Source organism: Hydrogenophaga sp. L310, from assembly GCF_055703065.1.
In genome coordinates this window covers 185,356-201,714 of the sequence record NZ_JBVPZA010000008.1, presented here as the reverse complement: position 1 = coordinate 201,714, position 16,359 = coordinate 185,356, and the positions used below count along the sequence as shown (strand labels likewise).

The window sequence follows — 16,359 nt, the reverse complement described above, 5'->3', positions numbered from 1 at the left end:
TCAGCCTTTCAGGTACAGCCAGGGGAAAGCACGGCGGTGCAGCCAGCGGAACAGCTGGTCGGTCACCAGGCCGATGAGCCCGATGACGATGATCCCGGCGAAGATGGTGTCGGTCTGCAGGAAGCGCTGTGCGCGCAGGATCGCGTAGCCCAGGCCCGAGTTCGCGGCCACCAGCTCGGCGACGACCAGGTAGGTCCAGGCCCAGCCCATGGTGATGCGCAGCGTGTCGAGCAGCGCCGGCTTGGCGCTGGGCAGGATCACTTTTTCAAGCAGCTCGCGGCGGTTCGCGCCCATGGTCTGCGCCGCCTCCACCTGCGCGGCCGGCACGCGGCGCACGTCTTCCGCCACCATCAGAACCATCTGGAAGAAGGTGCCGATGAAGATGATCGCGATCTTGGAACCCTCGTCGATGCCCACCCACAGCATCACCAGCGGAATGAAGGCCACCGCCGGCATGTAGCGGATCAGGTCCGTCAGCGGCTCCAGCAGCGCCTGCACCGAGCGGAACGTACCGATCAGCAACCCCAGCGGCAGCGCGATCACCGCCGAGAGCGCAAAGCCCGCCACCACGCGGTAGATGCTGATGCCCATGTCTTCGAGCAGGCCGGTCTCGGTGGCCCAGGTCCAGGTCTTGGCCAGCACCGCCGTGGGCGAAGGCAGGAAGGTCGGGTCCATGCCGCCCCAGGCGGCCAGCGCGGCCCACATCAGCAGCGGGGTGATCAGGCCGGTGAGCGCAAACACCCAGTAGGCGCGGCGCGAGATGCCGGTGCGCACCGTCCAGAAGCCATTGCGCCGCGGCGGGCGCACAGACGCAACGGCGCTGGGCGCACCGGCGCGGGCCGGTGGCGGAATCGATGCAGGCGGAGGAAGGCGGGACATGCGGGGCTCCTGACGGGGGACAAACGGCGAGAGAGGCTCGTGCGCAAGCAGCGAAGCGTCTCCCGGGCTTTTGTCCCTCCGTGGAGCCACACGATCGTGGCCGACTGCTCTCGGACCAGACGGCTCAGACTTCTTTGGTGAAGTGGTCTGAACCCGGAACCCTAGCGGTCTTCAAGGCAGCGAATCACCGTTTTGGTGCACTCGCCTCTCTGTGGGTAGGTATAAGCAGGTTTGGTGCCAGTGTCGAGCACAGGACTTGGCGGCCCGTGCTCAGCCACCTGAGGGTGCCGCTCAAACCCCCAGGTAGCGCCCCGGCCGGTGGTTGAGCGCGAGGATGGCGCCGATGGCGACGGCGCCCACCACCGATTGCGCCACCTGGATGGGCGGCAGCACCCCGAACGCCGCGAGCACGACGACCAGATCCACAGACATCTGCACCTTGCCGGCGCTGAAGCCTTTGGCCTGTTGCAGCCATTGCGCGAGGATGTTGACGCCGCCCACGCTGGCCTGGTGGCGCAGCAGGGCGAGCAGCCCGAAGCCGATCAGAAAGCCGCCGAGCACGGAGGCGACCCAGGGGTTGAGCAGTTCGAAGCGCACCACCTTGGGCGCCAGTGTGGTGCAGGCGGACACGAGGGCGACGGCGCCGAAGCTCTTGAAGGTGAACGCCGGGCCGAGCCGGTACCAGGAGAGCACGAAAAACGGCAGGCTGAACAGGAAGAAGAACAGGCCGAAGGGGAGACCGGTGGCGTAGCCCGCCAGAAAAGCCACGCCCGCCACGCCGCCGGTGAGCAGGCCGGCGTGGCCGAACATGGTCATGCCGAGTGCAACGAAGAGCGAACCAGCGATGAGCGCGTGGGTGTCGTCGAACCAGGAGTGGGCGTTGGGGGTGGATGCGATGGGGGTGGCGGAGTCCATGCGGGGGAACAAGCATGGGGCGTGCCGTGATGGCGCGCGTGCAGAAAGGCTCTGTACCCCATCATGGATGTCCAGCATATTGGACAAATCGCGGTCCATCTGTATAAAATGCTGGACATGCCAGCCCATATCCAGCTCCCCACCGCCGGCGAGCGCGACCTGCTCATGCGCCTCGGGGAGAACCTGCGCGCCACCCGCACGGCGCGCAGGGTGTCGGCCCAGTCGCTGGCGCGCGATGCGGGCATTTCACGCACGACGCTGTATGCGATCGAGCTGGGTGATCCATCGGTGACCATGGGTTCATACCTGCGGGTCATGACGGAGCTGGGCGTGGGCGCCAACCTGCCTTCGCTGGGCAACCCCGCCGCGCCGCAGGCGCTTGAAGCCCGACAGAACACGCCCACCTACGCTGTCAGCCCGGCGCGCCGTGAGCCGCAGCCCCACGCCTTGCAGGATCTGCAGAGCCTGCTCATGCATGAAAAGGCCGTGTCGCTGATCAAGAACGACCCCGCGCAGCGGACCCGCGCGCTGGGCATCCTCGACAGCTGGCGCACCCACAACGACCTCAACGCCCAGCCACTGCTCGATGAATGGCAAAGGATCTTGCAGGACAGCGACTGGAAGAAGGCGCTGAGCCGGTCGCAGAAGGCCAACCAGTTGCGCCAGGCGTCGCCCCTGCCAGGTCTGCTGGCCGCGGAGGACCGCATGCAGATCCTGCAGCAGGTCCGGGCGCTGCGGGATGAACATGCGCAGCTCGCGACCGAAGGAAACGGGCATGCAGCGCGAGCAGCTTGAACACATCATTCGTGCGGCTGGGGTGATCACGAACCAGTACGACTTCATCGTCATCGGGAGCCAGTCCATCCTGGGCGCGGTGAGGTACCCGCCGGCGGAATGCCTGATGTCGATGGAGGCCGACATCTACCCGTACAACGTCGATGGTGACATCCAGCACCTGCTGGACAAGATTGACGCAAGCATCGGCGAAGGCTCTGCCTTTCACGTCCGGTTCGGCGTCTATGCGCAAGGGGTCGATTCGCACACCGCGGTGCTGCCCGCCGGATGGGAGAAGCGGCTGACGGCGCTTCAGAACGAGGGCACCGACGGGCGGGCGGCATGGTGCATCGACCCGACCGACCTGTTCCTTGCCAAGGGTGTGGCCAACCGCGAGAAGGACGGCCCATTCAACAAGGCTCTGCTGCGGGCCGGGCTGGTGGCGCCAGCGGAGGCACTGACCCGAGCGAACGATTTACCGCGCTCCGCGCAAGACATCGATCGGGTGAAGAGCCGGATCAGGCGTTGGGTGAAAGAAGCGGGTTTGTAAGGCCTCAGCGACCGGCCTGGTCTCCCACCCGCTCCAGATACGCCCGCACCAGCTCGCGCAGCCGCTCGCGCCCGAAGCTCGGGTCGTGGCCTGCGTGCACCACGTTCACCGGCAGGGTCAGCAGGCGTTCCATGGTGCGTGCGTAGGCCGTGCGGTCGGAGTGGTGCAGGTCGTCGATGAGCGGGCCGTCGTAGATCGCGTCGCCTGAAAACAGCGTGCCGCTCTTCGCTTCCCACAGGCCGATGCTGCCGGGTGAGTGGCCCGGCAGGTGCAGCACCTCGAAGTGGCGGTTGCCGAGGTCGATGGCGTCGCCTTCGTCGAGCCGGCGCGTGACAGTGGCCTGTTTGATCTCCCAGGCCGAGAGGTCGTAGTCGGGCGTGGGCAGGGCGGTGAGGGCGGGGCCGCCGGTTTGATAGCCGGGAACTTCGATGTTCACCTCGCTGAGATCGAAGTCGGCCAGCGTGCCGTTGGGGTCGGCCTTCGACAGCGCATCGGCTTCGAGCCGGTGGCACCAGCATTCGGCGAACTCGTGGTGGCCGCCCACGTGGTCGAGGTGCACGTGGGTGGCGAGCGCGGCCACGCGCTGGCCGAAGAGGTGGCGCGAGGCGGCGTGCAGGCTGCTGACGCCCAGACCGGTGTCGACCATGAGGTCGAGACCGCGCCCGCGGACGTGCCAGATGTTGCAGCGGAGCAGCGGGATGACGTGCGGCTCGGTGATGAGGGTGATGCCCTCGCCGAGGCTGCGGAACTGGAACCAGTCGCCGTCGATGGGTTTGAGTGGGGTGGTCATGGGCGTTCGTGCATTTCGGCGATGGCCTCATTCCGCGTGTCGTCGACCCACTCCAGCACCTGCCACCCGCCCGCCAGCGGGCCGCGTTCCACACGGGCGCGCGCGGCGTCCACCCGGTGCAGCGCGCAGGGCAGGGCCTGGCCTTCCAGCGCGGGCTGGGCCGCGCGCTCCAGCGTCCATACGCCGTGCGCCAGCGTGCCAAAGCTGATGGTGAAGTCCAGCAGCGGGGAGGCTTTCGCTGGGTGGCGTTGCACCACGCTGGCCAGAGTCTCGTCGGGCCGAAGATCGGCCGGCCAGGCGGCAGCGCGCGGGCGCAGGTGCATGAGGTACAGGCCGGCCACCAGCAGGCGCTCGGCGCCGGGCTGGCCGCCGGCGTCGAGCCGCGCGAGTGCGATGCGCCGGCCGAGCGAGCCGGGCAGGCGTTCCCACACTTCGAGGTAACGGCCGTGGATGCCGGTTTCGACCACGCGCGCCGGGGTCTCGAACACCATGTGGCCAGCGTCGGGCGTGCTGCGCGGGGGCTGGAAGTCGATGGTTCGCTGCCAGGTGCAGACCTCGGGCAATGCCGCGTCGGGCCGGGTGATGGCGGTGGTGCCGCCAAAGCCTTGTTGCAGCGCCAGACCTTCGGGCGTGTCGCGCGGCGCATCGGGCGGCACGCGCAAATCGCCGTGCCACAGGCCGGTCTGCAGCCAGCGCACCCAGGTGGTGGTGTCGCGGCCTTCGGGTGTTTCGAGCAGGGTGCGCGCCCACACGCCGTGGTACGTGGCGGGCACACCGGGGTGGTCGGGGGTGTTCATGCGGTGGCTTGCACGTGCAGCGCTTGCAGCGCCAGCACGCAATCATCGGTGCCCATCACCGAACCGAAGATGCCGCCTTCGACCCCGATCATGGCGAGCGCGGGCGCCTGCAGCTCGGGCTGGCTGGCGGCGGTGGCGTCGCCCACGGTGGTGCAGGTGTAGCCGCGGTCCACCGCCTCGCGCAGCGTGGAGTGCACGCAAACCTCGGTGGTCACGCCGCAGAGGATGAGCTGGCCGATGCCGAAGGTGGCCAGCAGTGAACCCAGCGTGGTCTGGTGGAAGGCGCCGTAGCCCGGTTTGTCGATCACATGCTCGCTGACCAGCGGGCGCAGCGCGGGCACGAAGTCGTGGCCCTGTTCACCGCGCACCAGCAGGCGGCCCAGCGGGCCGTGGCTGCCGATGGGTGCGCCGGCCGCCACGCTGCGCGCCAGCTTGGGCGCCGGGCAGTCCGAGAGGTCGGGCAGATGCCCTTCGCGTGTGTGCACCACCAGCAGGCCCGCTGCGCGCGCGGCGGCCAGCAGGCGCTGCACCTGCGGCACCACGGCCTGCATGGGCGCGATGTCGATGCCGGCCTGGTGGGCGTAGCCACCGGGGCTGCAGAAGTCGCGCTGCATGTCGATGACGAGCAGCGCGGTGGTGGCGGGGTCGAAGGTGGTCGGGGCGTTCATGGCGCGGGGCGGGTGAACCCGGTGGTGATGGCTTCGGCCATGCGGCGCGCCACCTCGTCGGCCAGCAGCTTGCCCTTGGCGGCGTCGGAGCCTTTGGCCGAAGACAGTACGCCCGAGGGCGGCACCCAGTCGGTGCGTGGCGGGTACATGTCGTAGGGCGGGAAGTCGGCCGGGCCGTCATCGGGCAGCAGGTCCATGCGCACCAGGTTGGGGTGGTGGTGCAGCATCATGGACGTTTCCAGCACCGCGGCGTGCTCCAGCGCGAAGCCGGGGAAACCGTCGGGGAACACGTCGCCCAGGGTCTCGGGCGTCATGAAGTCCCAGTACTCCAGCCGCATCACCTGCAGCGCGCAGGCCGGGTCGGCGGCCCGGGCGTCGCGCAGGCCGAGGTCGATGCCTTCGATCAGGAACCACTGGTTTTCGTAGTGGCCGTTCACGATCACGAGTTTGTTCAGGCCGTGGCGCGCGAATTCGCGCACCGCGTCGCGCACCTGGCCGATGAGCGTGGCGGCGTCCACGCTGGTGGTACCGCAGAAGTGTTGGCCGCCACCGCACTTGGGCTGCGACTTGTAGCCGTAGCTCATTGTCGGCGCGACCAGGCCGCCCACCCGCGCCGCCGTGTCGGCGGCCACGGCGCTGGCGAGCAGGCCGTCGGTGCCCAGCGGCAGGTGCGGGCCGTGCTGTTCGAGCGCGCCCACGGGCAGCAGCACGGGCGGGTGCTCGCGCTGGATGCGGGCCTGGTAATCCAGCCATGAGAGCTGGTTCATCCAAACGGTGTTGGGGCTTGTCATCTCAGACTCCGGTTGTTGCATGGCTTGGGTCGTTGCCGGGCGCGGGTGAATCGGTGCCGCTGCTGCCCAGCGCTTCCACCAGGGCCGCTGTCGCAATGAGCGCACCACCCGCCCAGCCCATGGGCGTGAGGCTTTCGCCACCGAACCAGAGCGCGGTGAGCACGGCCACCACCAGTTCGGCCAGCAGGATCACGCCGGCGCGGCTGCTCTCCAGGTGCGTCACGCCGAACTGCCAGGTGGCGGTGGCCAGCAGCAGCCAGCCGAAGCCGTAGCCCAGGATGCCGAGCCACACGCCCGCGCCCATGGCCGGCACGCTGTGGCCCAGTGCGCTGGTGGCCGCGAGCGAAATCACACCGCAGCCGACGAACACGGACAGCGTCTTGGTGCGCATGGGCACGGCCTGCGCGGCGCGCGCGAGGATGTTGTTGGCCGCGAAGGCAAAGCCGGCCGAAAGCGCGAGGAAGTCCACGAAGCTGAGCGACAGGTTCGCGGCGCCCGGCCCGCCGAGCACCATCCACAGGCCCACGATGGCGGCCACCACCGCAGCCCAGCGCAGGGGCGGAATGCGCTCCTTCAGGAAAAGCCGGCCACCCAGTACCGACCACACGGGCGAGAGGTAGAACAGGAACATCACCCGCACCACGTCGCCCATCATCAGCGCGTTGACGAACGAGGTGTTGGCCCAGCCACCCACCAGCGCCAGCGCGAGCACATAGCCCCACTGCGAGCGCCAGGCCGCGCGGTCGTGCCAGATGAAGGGCAGCGCGCACAGGCCCACCAGCCCATACGACAGCAGCGACACCACCGGCCCGCTCAGGCCCTGCGCGATGAACCATTTCAGCGGCATCCACGACAAGCCCCAGAGCGAGGCAGAGAACAGCAGCACGCCGGTGGCGGTGCGATCGGAGGGGTGTTTCATCCTCATGGCATCACCGAGCCGCCGTTGGGGCTGAGTATTTGGCCGCAGTAGAAGCGCGACAGGTCGGACGCGAGGAACAGTGCCGTGGCGGCGATCTCTTCCGGCGCACCCAGGCGGTGCTGCGGGATCGCGAGTTCTTTCTCCACCCACTCGGCGCTCATGTGTTCGAGCGACACCATGGCGGTGGCCACCGGCCCGGGCGCGATGGCGTTGACGCGGATCTGGTGCGGCGCGAACTCGCGCGCCAATGAGCGTGTGAGGCCGATCACGCCGGCCTTGGCGGTGCAGTAGGGCGCGTAGCGCTCGCGCCCGAGGATGCCGAGGTCGGAGGCGATGTTGACGATGGCGCCGCTGCCGCGCGCCACCATGCCGGGCAGCACCGCGCGGCACATCAGGAAGACCGACTTGAGGTCGGTGCCGAGCATGCGGTCCCAGTCGGCTTCGGTGGTGTCGAGGAAGGCCTTCTCCTGGATGATGCCGGCGTTGTTGACCAGGATGTGGAGGTCGCCGCAGGCGGCGATGGCCTCGTCCACCAGGCGCTGCACGGCGGTGGCATCGCTCACGTCGGCATCGAGGGCTGTGGCCTGGCCGCCTGCGGCCTCGATGGCTTGCACCAGCGAATCGGCTTCGGCGTCCTGCCCCCGGTGGTTGACCACCACGCGCGCGCCGGCCTGCGCGAACAGCAGCGCGGTGGCGCGGCCGATGCCGGTGGCGGCGCCAGTGATCAGCGCGGTCTGGCCCTGCAACGACACTGAGAAGCTCATGCCATCACCTCACCGTGGCTGGCCACCAGACACTGGCCGGTGAGCGGCATGGCGCCTTCGCTGGCAAGGAAGAGGAACACGCCCGCGACTTGATCGGGCGTGAGCATCGTCGGCACGGCCTGGCGCGCGAGGATCTCACGCTCGACCTCGGCCTCGCTGCGACCGCTCTCTGCGGCCATCGCGGTCAGCGAACGCATCGCCGCGTCGGTGCGCACCCAGCCGGGGCAGACCGCGTTGACGCGGATGCCGCGCGGCCCCAGCTCCAGCGCGAGCGAGCGGGTAAGGCCGACGACTGCGTGTTTGCTCGCGCTGTAGGCCGAGAAACCGGCCACGCCGATGCGGCCCCAGATGGACGACTGGTTGATCACGCTCGCGCCGCGCGGCAACAGTGGCAGCAGCGCCTGCGTGAGCCGCACCATGCTGCTCACGTTGTTGTCGAGCAGACCGGTCCAGCACGCCATGAAACCCGCTTCGGCATCGGCCAGCGGGGTGGGGTATTCGATGCCGGCGTTGTTGATCAACACGTCGAGTTGGCCAATGCGCTCCTGCACTTGGGCCGCCACCGCCGTCACCTGGGCATCGCTGCCGAGATCGCACACCGCGCTGTGCACCTGGCTGCTGTGCAGCGATCCCACCAGCGCGTCCAGCGGCGCGGCCGCGCGGTCCAGCAGCATCAGCCGCGCGCCCTGTGCGAGAAAGGCGCGCGACAGCGCGCTGCCGATGCCGCCGGCCGCGCCGGTGATCAGCACGGTTTTTCCCTGCAGGCCGTAGTTCACGGTCACACCGCCGTCAAAAAGGAGACGCCGACAGCCCCGATGAACCCGTCGGCGCGGTGCGGCACGCCGGGTGGCAGCACCGCGCCGTAGTCGCTGGCGAGCACGCGGGTCACGCGGTGGCGGTGGTAGGCGCGCAGCAGTTCGCCCACCGTGACCACCTGGGCATTGCCCGCGGGGTACAGTTCGCGATGCAGCCGGGGCAACTGGTACCAGGGTGCCACCGGGCGCTCGTGGTGCGCGTTGTGGAAACCGAAGTTGAGCCAGACCAGGTTGAGCAACGGAGCGTCCAGGCCCACCACGTCGCTGAAGGTGTTGGCCTGTTCGTAGGCGCGATCACGAAGCTTGTCTTTGGGGATCGGCGTTTCGTCGAGGATGGGGTAGGCGTCGTAGGTGTGCTGGAAGCAGTCGGCAAAACGCAGCAGGTGCACGAACAGCAGGTAGGCCAGCGCGTAGAGGGCCACGGCCTTGAGCGACCACCAGGCCAGCAGCGCCCAGGCCGCAAGCCGGACGAAGGCGACACCGATCACACGGCCACGCGCTTGCTTTTTGCGGTCACCCAGGAAGGGCAGCGCGATCACGAAGCCGCGCATGACGAACTCCACCGCAGGGATGTGCAGCCATTCGAGCGCCAGCACCATCCGCCGCACCAGCGGGTGGGCGCGCAGGAAACCCTGCAGGTCGAAGGTGATGACGTCAGCGCGTTCGACATGGTGGCGCATGTGTTTGCGACGCAGGTCGGCGAAGCTGGCGTAGGCGCTGCCGTTGATCCAGCTCATGAACTGGCCCCAGCGCTCGTTGGCCTGTGGCGTGCGGAAGATGGCGTGGTGGGCGAACTCGTGGATGAAGTAGGCCGACCAGGTGAGCGTGAGCGCGACCAGCAGCACGCCCAGCGCGTTGAGCGCCCAGTGCGTCTGACCGAGCAGGGCGATGCCGAGCGGCCAGCCGAGCACGGTGAACGCCAGGGCGGCGGTGTTGGGCCAGACGCCGTCGGCGTGGCGGAAAAGGGCTTGTTTCATGGCGGGAACTCCATGCGGAAAACGCGAGGTGGCCAGCGCTCCGCACGCCGGTGCCATCGGCACGGGCGGCGGAGATCTCTGAGCGGATTTACTTGGCCAGCGCCTTGACGAGCGAGGCGTCGAAGGTGGCTTCGGTCGCCGGGATCTTGGTGATCTGGCCCTTGGCCTTGAGCAGCTGGCCGATGATGTCGCCGCTGGCGTAGTAGGACGTGGTTTCCTTGGCGGGCAGGAAGGCCTTGGGCATTTCGGCCAGCGGGATGTTGTAGACACCGCTCATCTGTTCCTTGGCTTCCTTGGCCGAGACGCCCATGAACTTGCCAATGATCTTGGCGGCCTCATCGGGCTTGGCTTTCATGTAGGCCATGCCGTCCAGGTAGGCCTTCATGACGCCGGTGATCTCGGTGGGCTTGGCCTTGATGACCTTCTCGTCGAACACCAGCACGTCAGCGATCAGGCCGGGCGCGTCCTTGGAGGAGAAGATCACCTTGAATTTCTTGCCGCCGCCCTGGCTCAGGATCTGCGACAGGCTGGGCTCGTAGGTCACGCCGATGGGCAGTGCGCCCGAGGCCATGGCCGCGGGCACCGCTTCGGGCGTCATGCTCACGGGGCTGATGTCCTTCTCGCTCAGGTTCACCGTCTTGAGGGCGTAGGAGAGCAAAAAGTCGCTCGGCGAGAGCGGGTTGTAGCCGATCTTCTTGCCCTTGAAGTCCGCCACCTTGGCGATGCTGCTGTCGGCCACGATGGCGTCGCCGCCGTTGGAGTAGTCGATGGGCATCACCACCTTCATGGCGCGGCCTGCCGCCACCTGGCCGACCACCTGGTCGTAGGTCAGCATGCCGCCGTCGACCGCACCCGAGGCGATGGCCGCGGGGATCAGCGCCGGGTCGTTGAAGACCTGCAGCGAGACTTTGAGGTTGTATTTCTTGAACAGGTCCAGCGATTCGGCCACATAGAAGGGCCCGTAGCCGATCCAGACCACGGTGGCCAGTTTCATGTTGGCGGGCGCGGCCATCGCCGTGGCGGTGGCCAGCGCGAGCGCGGCACCCAGCGCCGGCTTGAACAGCCTGCCGAGCACGGAAGAGGATGTGGTGGAACCTGCGGGAGAGGAGAAGAGACCAGCCAGTTTCATGATGAAGCTCCGTTTGATGAGGGATGGGCGCAGGAGAACCGATCTGACGTCGTTCTCCCGGGCTTTTGTCCCTCCGTGGAGCCTGCGATGAGGCCGGTCCACTCTCGGACCAGACCCCGCGGTGAAGCGGACGGAACCCTAGTGGACCTACGCACAAGCCGCTGCCCCTGTGTGCAGACCGCTCTCCATGCTGATACCCCCGGAAGCATGGATCGTGCCAGCCCCGTGGCCCCGTTTTTGCACCAAATCGCGGCACGCCGCTCCCCACGCACCGGCCTCGACGCTGAAATTGGTGCATGGGCCGGGGCCTAGAATCCCCTGCACCACCGCATACCCGCGCTCACCATGCCCCACACCATCCCCGCCTGCCCGCAATGCGGCCTTGAAAACACCTACCCCGACGGCGACCACTTTGTCTGCCCGGACTGCGCCTTCGAGTGGCCGCAAGCGGCCGCAGGTGCCGAAGACGAAGCCGCCGGCGACGGCAGCGTGAAAGACGCCAACGGCAACCCGCTGGCCGACGGCGACTCGGTGATCCTCATCAAGGACCTGAAGGTCAAGGGTTCGTCCACCGTGCTCAAGAAGGGCAGCAAGATCAAGGGCATCCACCTGGTCGATGGCAACGACGGCCACAACGTGGACTGCAAGACCGAGCTGGGGCCCATGCTGCTGAAGTCGGAGTTCCTGAAGAAGGCATGAGCCGTATCGCCGTCATCGACTTCGAAACCACTGGTATCTCGCCCGGCCAGGGCGACCGCGCCACCGAGGTGGCGATCGTGCTGCTGGAGCGCGGCCAGGTGGTGGACCGCTTCCAGAGCCTGATGAACGCGGGCGTGCATATTCCTGCCTTCATCACCCAGCTCACCGGCATCACCAACGCCATGGTGGCCAGCGCGCCGCCGGCCGAGGCCGTGATGGCCGACGCCGCGCGCTTCGTCGGCGAGCTGCCGATGGTGGCGCACAACGCGTCTTTCGACCGCCGCTACTGGATCGCCGAGCTCGCACGCGCCGGTGTGCCGGCACCGCAGCCTTTTGCCTGCACCGTGCTGCTCTCGCGCCGGCTCTACCCCGAAGCGCCGAGCCACAAGCTCGGCAACCTGGTGGACTGGTTCCAGCTGCCGCGCACCGGCCGCGCCCACCGCGCACTGGCCGACGCCGAGATGGCGGCCGAGCTGCTGCAGCGCATCCAGCACGACCTGCGCACGCGCCACGGTGTGGCCGAACCGGACCACGCCTTCCTCTGTGCGCTGCAGGCCTGCACGCGCGCGGCGCTGCCGAAGTTCTTTCTGGCGCGCGCCACGGTCGCCAGACCTTCCGTAACGGTCTGAAACCGGGCCGGATTGGGTGCCGCATCCGTTACGCTTTGCACCCATGCGCCGTTTCCTGCCCCTCCTTGCCCTGACCATCCCCTTGCTGATCGCCGGCTGCGGCAGCACGCCCCCGTCGCACGGGCCAGCGTACCGCGCGTTGTCGGCCGAGCAGTCGAGCGATATCGCCATCCACGCGCTGGGGCTGGTGGGCACGCCCTACCGCTACGGCGGCAACACGCCGGAGAGCGGCTTCGACTGCAGCGGCCTGATCGGCTACGTGTACAAGAGCCGCGCCGGTGTGGCGCCGCCGCGCACGGTGGCCCAACTGTCGGGCTTCGGCCAGCCGGTGGGCACCCGCGAGCTGCGCACCGGCGACCTGGTGATCTTTGGTTCGGGACGGCCGTTCCACGCCGGCATCTACGTCGGCGAAGGCCGCTTCGTGCACGCGCCGTCCACCGGCGGCACGGTGCGGCTGGACCGGCTGGACAACCGCTACTGGGCGCGCCAGCACACCGCCTTCCGCCGCCCCTGAAGGGCGGCCCATGGCGGCCGCGCGACAATACCGGGCTATGACCCACGCCCACCGCACATCCACCCCGCTGTCCACCCAGGACACGACCCGCATCGACGACCTGCGCATCGGCGCGGTGCGCCCGCTCATCACGCCCGCCCTGCTGCAGGAATGGCTGCCCACGCCGCCCGAGGCGCTGGCGCTGGTCGAGAGCAGCCGCGGCGCGCTCTCGCGCGTGCTGCACGGTCAGGACGACCGCCTCATCGTCGTGGTCGGGCCGTGCTCCATCCACGACCACGGGCAGGCCATGGAATACGCGCGGCTGCTCAAGGAACAGGCCGATGCGCTGTCACAAGACCTGCTGGTGGTGATGCGGGTGTACTTCGAGAAGCCGCGCACCACCGTGGGCTGGAAGGGCTACATCAACGACCCGCACCTGGACGGCAGTTTCGCCATCAACGAAGGGCTGGAACTGGCGCGCCAGCTGCTGCTGGACGTGCTGGCGCTGGGCCTGCCGGTAGGCACCGAGTTCCTGGACCTGCTGAGCCCGCAGTTCATCAGCGACCTGGTGAGCTGGGGCGCCATCGGCGCGCGCACGACGGAGAGCCAGAGCCACCGCCAGCTCGCCAGCGGCCTCTCCTGCCCGGTGGGCTTCAAGAACGGCACCGACGGCGGCATCAAGGTGGCTAGCGACGCCATCCAGGCGGCGCAGGCGCCACACGCCTTCATGGGCATGACCAAGATGGGTCAGGCCGCGATCTTCGAAACGCGTGGCAACGCGGATTGCCACGTCATCCTGCGTGGTGGCAAGGCAACCAACTACAGCGCGGCCGATGTGGACGCCGCCTGCGCGCTGCTGAAAGCCGCGGGCCTGCGCGAGCAGGTGATGATCGACGTCTCGCACGCCAACAGCAGCAAGCAGCACCGCAGGCAGATCGACGTGTCCGCCGACGTGGCGCAGCAGATCGCCGCGGGCGACACGCGCATCACCGGTGTGATGATCGAAAGCCACCTGAACGAAGGCCGCCAGGACATCGTGCCCGGCCAGCCGCTGCAGCACGGCGTGAGCGTGACCGACGCCTGCATCAGCTTCGAACAGACCGTGCCGGTGCTGCAGGGGCTGGCCGAAGCGGTGCGGGCGCGGCGCTCGAAAACCGGCCGCTGATCCCCGGTGCCCGACGAACGGGCCCGTCCAGACTGGCTCGCCGTTGACGACACTGTCAACTTTTACAGGGATTTGATCCCGCTCCTGCGCGGAGTGTCTAGAGTGCGCCAGTCGCTGGCTTTGGCTGGCGCCTCTTACACCCATAAACAGCATTCAGGAGGTTTCCATGTCCCCATTCCATCTGACCGGGCGCAAGGCCCTGGTGACCGGCGGCGCCCGGGGCCTGGGCGCCGGCATGGCCGTGGCGCTGGCCGCCGCCGGGGCCGCGGTGATGATTGGTGACGTGCTTGAAGAGCAGGGCCGCGAAACTGCGCGGGCACTCGCCGCCACCGGCGCCCGTGCCGCGTTTGTGCACATGGACGTGACCGACGAAGCCCACTGGCTTGCCGCCATCAGCGCCACCCACTACGCACTGGGCGGCTTCGACATCCTGATCAACAACGCCGGCGTGGAAGTCACGGCACTGGTGACCGACATCGACCCCGACGAACTGCGCCGCATGCTCGACGTCAACATCGTGGGCACCGCGCTGGGCATCAAGCACGCCTTTCGCGCCATGCGCCCGGGGGGACTGGCCGGACAGGGCGGTGCCGTGGTCAACATTTCGTCGGTGGCGGCGACCATCGCATTTCCGGCGATCGCCGGGTATTCGGCGACCAAGTCCGCCGTGGACCGGCTCACGCGCGTGGCAGCCGCGGAATCGGGCAAGCTCGGATATGGCGTGCGGGTGAACTGCGTCTATCCCGGGCTTGTGCCCACCGACATGGGCTTGAAGCTCGCCAGTGACGTGATGAGCGCGGGCCTGTTCGCCTCGCCCGATGCGGCCGTGATGGCCATCGTGGAACAGACGCCGCTGGGGCGCCTCGGCACCATCAGCGACATGGCCGATGCAGTGGTCTTTCTGTGCTCCGACGCATCGCGCTTCATCACCGGCGCGGGCCTGCCGGTGGACGGTGGCATGGGCACCTGAGCGCCCCCGGAGTCCGCCTCCACCAGAAGACAAACCCCGCGCGCTGGTCAGCGCGCGGTGGCTCTCAGGTGCTCAGCGCGGCTTGCGCGGCACCATCGGGCCGCGGCCCTCGATGTGGCGGAAATTGATGCGGCCCTTGGTCAGGTCGTAGGGCGAGAGTTCCAGGGAAACCCGGTCACCCGCGAGGATGCGGATGTGGTTCTTCTTCATCTTGCCGGCGGAGTAGGCAATCAGCTGGTGACCGTTGTCCAGCGTCACGCGAAAGCGCGTGTCGGGCAGCACCTCGTTGACGATGCCCATCATGTCGATCAGTTCTTCCTTGGCCATGTGAGGCTCCTTTGCTTCAAATACAAATCTGGGGAGAAGGCACCGTCGCTGCCACGGTGGCCGGGCGGACGCGGGCGCGCAACGCGTCGTTCACCCAGTCGATGCCTTGCGCCACGGCGAAATGCGCCGCTGCGTCGTGTGTGGGGAAATCATCGTGGAAGCGCATGACACGGTCGGTGCAGGCGCTGCCGGAGCCGCTGGCGATGGACACCTGCGCGGCAAAACGGCCGCACGGCAGCGGCCGGGGGCAAGCCGCGATGCGGTACTTGTCCAGAGTGAGAGGCGACAGTCTCTTCGTTGTTGTGGTCGTGGAAATCGTATGAATCATCAAAAACATCAAAGGGCGAAACGCTGCGGTCTCATGGACCGCACAGCAGGAAAACGCCCGAAAAACACATTGGCAGCCCCAGGCGCCGGGGTGCCCGACTGAATCAGCCGGCGCCGACGCGGTGTCGGGAACACCACGCCAGAACCGGTGCACGCGCCACGGCAGGGGCATCGGCAACAGCAGGGAGAATATTGCGACGGCGCCGACCTGGAAAGGGTGCGGGGCTGGCGCGGCTCGCGATGGAGGGGCTGGACCGGCGGCCCCTCTGCCGGGGGCGGTGCATCAGGGTCGGAAAACCCGGACGCGGCTGGTCGCCCAAGGCGAACCAGTTAATGTACCACGATGTGGAAAAACATGCACGGGTGAAGCATCGCCAGCGAACAAGCCGTGCGACTTCAGCAGCGCAGCCTGAACTGCTCGTCGCGGGCCTCTTTTTTCTCCACCCGGATACGGTCTTGCCTCAACGCGGACAGGGGTTGTCGCGCCTCTGAATCCAGCACCGCGACCCGTTCATTCAGGTATTTGCATCGCGAGGCTTTGTTCCAGGCAGCGCGGGTGTCACGTTGTTCCTGAAACACCGGAGCAGGGTTCGAGGTGACGGGAACAGCCAACTCGGCGCGACGTGCGCGCGCCCAGGCCACTTGTTCGTCAAACGAACGGTCTGCGGGCACGGTCACCGTTCGATCGACCAACGCGCTGCGCTGGTGACAGTGTTGACGCGTCCAGAACAAGCCCCCGTCGGTCGCTTTGCACAGGTAGAGGGTGATCGTGCTGGGACGCGACGGAGCGGACGCGTGCGCCACGGTGGAGGCCTCGGCACCTGGAGGGCAATGGTCATCGGTGTAGAGCACCTGGCCTTGCACGACGCACTTGTGCATGCCTGGCGAAGCCATTCTGGGTGGGACCACCGGTGCCACACTGGTCCTCTGCGTTGGAGGCGCTGGCGCAGAACCGGGCGCTGCGACGGTGCGGGCGGCTGT

21 protein-coding genes and 2 riboswitches are annotated in these 16,359 nt (G+C 68.0%); of the genes, 7 read left to right on the top strand and 14 right to left on the bottom strand.

The annotated features are described in order from the left end of the window. Window positions 1-879 carry an ABC transporter permease gene (locus tag AC0GNO_RS15140; protein WP_472904542.1) on the bottom strand — a complete coding sequence of 293 codons (879 nt, stop codon included), beginning with the start codon at window positions 877-879 and terminating at the stop codon, window positions 1-3. A gap of 57 nt (window positions 880-936) precedes the next feature. Then, a riboswitch (guanidine-I (ykkC/yxkD leader) is annotated at window positions 937-1,055 on the bottom strand. 115 nt (window positions 1,056-1,170) lie between these two features. Next, window positions 1,171-1,794 (bottom strand): DUF6198 family protein, encoded by a 624-nt coding sequence (locus AC0GNO_RS15135; RefSeq protein ID WP_472904541.1) that lies wholly within the window; start codon window positions 1,792-1,794, stop codon window positions 1,171-1,173. A gap of 117 nt (window positions 1,795-1,911) precedes the next feature. Here AC0GNO_RS15135 and AC0GNO_RS15130 point away from each other — a divergent pair, with 117 nt between their 5' ends. Then, window positions 1,912-2,589 carry a helix-turn-helix domain-containing protein gene (locus AC0GNO_RS15130; RefSeq protein WP_472904540.1) on the top strand — a complete coding sequence of 226 codons (678 nt, stop codon included), beginning with the start codon at window positions 1,912-1,914 and terminating at the stop codon, window positions 2,587-2,589. Beyond that, window positions 2,570-3,118, top strand: a complete 549-nt coding sequence (locus tag AC0GNO_RS15125; RefSeq protein ID WP_472904539.1) for a DUF6036 family nucleotidyltransferase — start codon at window positions 2,570-2,572, stop codon at window positions 3,116-3,118. Before AC0GNO_RS15130 ends, AC0GNO_RS15125 begins: the two co-directional genes overlap by 20 nt. 4 nt (window positions 3,119-3,122) lie before the next feature. Here AC0GNO_RS15125 and AC0GNO_RS15120 read toward each other — a convergent pair whose 3' ends face one another. From AC0GNO_RS15120 to AC0GNO_RS15080, 9 genes are all read right to left on the bottom strand, one after another. Continuing rightward, the gene (locus tag AC0GNO_RS15120) at window positions 3,123-3,908 is read right to left on the bottom strand and encodes an MBL fold metallo-hydrolase (RefSeq protein WP_472904538.1); all 786 of its coding nucleotides are present in this window, start codon (window positions 3,906-3,908) and stop codon (window positions 3,123-3,125) included. After that, complete coding sequence (locus tag AC0GNO_RS15115; protein WP_472904537.1) at window positions 3,905-4,705, bottom strand: hypothetical protein; 801 nt, start codon at window positions 4,703-4,705, stop codon at window positions 3,905-3,907. The genes AC0GNO_RS15120 and AC0GNO_RS15115 overlap by 4 nt, the downstream gene beginning before the upstream one ends. Continuing rightward, window positions 4,702-5,373, bottom strand: coding sequence for a cysteine hydrolase family protein (locus AC0GNO_RS15110; protein ID WP_472904536.1), 672 nt, complete (start codon window positions 5,371-5,373; stop codon window positions 4,702-4,704). The genes AC0GNO_RS15115 and AC0GNO_RS15110 overlap by 4 nt, the downstream gene beginning before the upstream one ends. Continuing rightward, window positions 5,370-6,164 (bottom strand): creatininase, encoded by a 795-nt coding sequence (locus AC0GNO_RS15105; RefSeq protein ID WP_472904535.1) that lies wholly within the window; start codon window positions 6,162-6,164, stop codon window positions 5,370-5,372. The genes AC0GNO_RS15110 and AC0GNO_RS15105 overlap by 4 nt, the downstream gene beginning before the upstream one ends. Before the next feature lies 1 nt (window position 6,165). After that, window positions 6,166-7,083, bottom strand: coding sequence for a DMT family transporter (locus AC0GNO_RS15100; RefSeq protein ID WP_472904534.1), 918 nt, complete (start codon window positions 7,081-7,083; stop codon window positions 6,166-6,168). A gap of 2 nt (window positions 7,084-7,085) precedes the next feature. Next, window positions 7,086-7,847: an SDR family NAD(P)-dependent oxidoreductase gene (locus AC0GNO_RS15095; protein ID WP_472904533.1), complete on the bottom strand. Its 762-nt coding sequence runs from the start codon at window positions 7,845-7,847 to the stop codon at window positions 7,086-7,088. Further along, window positions 7,844-8,623: an SDR family NAD(P)-dependent oxidoreductase gene (locus AC0GNO_RS15090; protein WP_472904532.1), complete on the bottom strand. Its 780-nt coding sequence runs from the start codon at window positions 8,621-8,623 to the stop codon at window positions 7,844-7,846. Before AC0GNO_RS15090 ends, AC0GNO_RS15095 begins: the two co-directional genes overlap by 4 nt. Before the next feature lie 2 nt (window positions 8,624-8,625). Continuing rightward, on the bottom strand, window positions 8,626-9,639 hold the full coding sequence (locus tag AC0GNO_RS15085; protein ID WP_472904531.1) for a fatty acid desaturase family protein: 1,014 nt from the start codon (window positions 9,637-9,639) through the stop codon (window positions 8,626-8,628). Window positions 9,640-9,727: 88 nt separating this feature from the next. Next, a complete protein-coding gene (locus tag AC0GNO_RS15080; RefSeq protein ID WP_472904530.1) occupies window positions 9,728-10,768 on the bottom strand; it encodes an ABC transporter substrate-binding protein in 1,041 nt (346 codons plus the stop codon). A gap of 52 nt (window positions 10,769-10,820) precedes the next feature. Beyond that, window positions 10,821-10,921, bottom strand: a riboswitch (guanidine-I (ykkC/yxkD leader). Window positions 10,922-11,113: 192 nt separating this feature from the next. Here AC0GNO_RS15080 and AC0GNO_RS15075 point away from each other — a divergent pair. The 5 genes from AC0GNO_RS15075 to AC0GNO_RS15055 all read left to right on the top strand — a co-directional run bounded on the left by AC0GNO_RS15075 (window position 11,114) and on the right by AC0GNO_RS15055 (window position 14,724). Next, on the top strand, window positions 11,114-11,467 hold the full coding sequence (locus AC0GNO_RS15075; protein ID WP_472904529.1) for a zinc ribbon domain-containing protein YjdM: 354 nt from the start codon (window positions 11,114-11,116) through the stop codon (window positions 11,465-11,467). Then, window positions 11,464-12,096, top strand: a complete 633-nt coding sequence (locus tag AC0GNO_RS15070; RefSeq protein WP_472904528.1) for a 3'-5' exonuclease — start codon at window positions 11,464-11,466, stop codon at window positions 12,094-12,096. Before AC0GNO_RS15075 ends, AC0GNO_RS15070 begins: the two co-directional genes overlap by 4 nt. Before the next feature lie 43 nt (window positions 12,097-12,139). After that, window positions 12,140-12,610 (top strand): C40 family peptidase, encoded by a 471-nt coding sequence (locus AC0GNO_RS15065; protein ID WP_472904527.1) that lies wholly within the window; start codon window positions 12,140-12,142, stop codon window positions 12,608-12,610. A gap of 37 nt (window positions 12,611-12,647) precedes the next feature. Next, window positions 12,648-13,754 (top strand): 3-deoxy-7-phosphoheptulonate synthase, encoded by a 1,107-nt coding sequence (locus AC0GNO_RS15060; RefSeq protein WP_472904526.1) that lies wholly within the window; start codon window positions 12,648-12,650, stop codon window positions 13,752-13,754. Window positions 13,755-13,920: 166 nt separating this feature from the next. Next, the gene (locus AC0GNO_RS15055) at window positions 13,921-14,724 is read left to right on the top strand and encodes an SDR family NAD(P)-dependent oxidoreductase (RefSeq protein WP_472904525.1); all 804 of its coding nucleotides are present in this window, start codon (window positions 13,921-13,923) and stop codon (window positions 14,722-14,724) included. Window positions 14,725-14,796: 72 nt separating this feature from the next. On the opposite strand, the gene infA is transcribed toward AC0GNO_RS15055, so the two are convergent. From infA to AC0GNO_RS15040, 3 genes are all read right to left on the bottom strand, one after another. Then, window positions 14,797-15,051: a translation initiation factor IF-1 gene (gene infA, locus AC0GNO_RS15050; RefSeq protein WP_056265133.1), complete on the bottom strand. Its 255-nt coding sequence runs from the start codon at window positions 15,049-15,051 to the stop codon at window positions 14,797-14,799. A 16-nt stretch (window positions 15,052-15,067) separates the two neighbouring features. Next, window positions 15,068-15,379, bottom strand: coding sequence for a hypothetical protein (locus AC0GNO_RS15045; protein ID WP_472888916.1), 312 nt, complete (start codon window positions 15,377-15,379; stop codon window positions 15,068-15,070). A gap of 395 nt (window positions 15,380-15,774) precedes the next feature. Beyond that, window positions 15,775-16,230, bottom strand: a complete 456-nt coding sequence (locus tag AC0GNO_RS15040; RefSeq protein ID WP_472904524.1) for a hypothetical protein — start codon at window positions 16,228-16,230, stop codon at window positions 15,775-15,777. Window positions 16,231-16,359 lie beyond the last annotated feature (129 nt).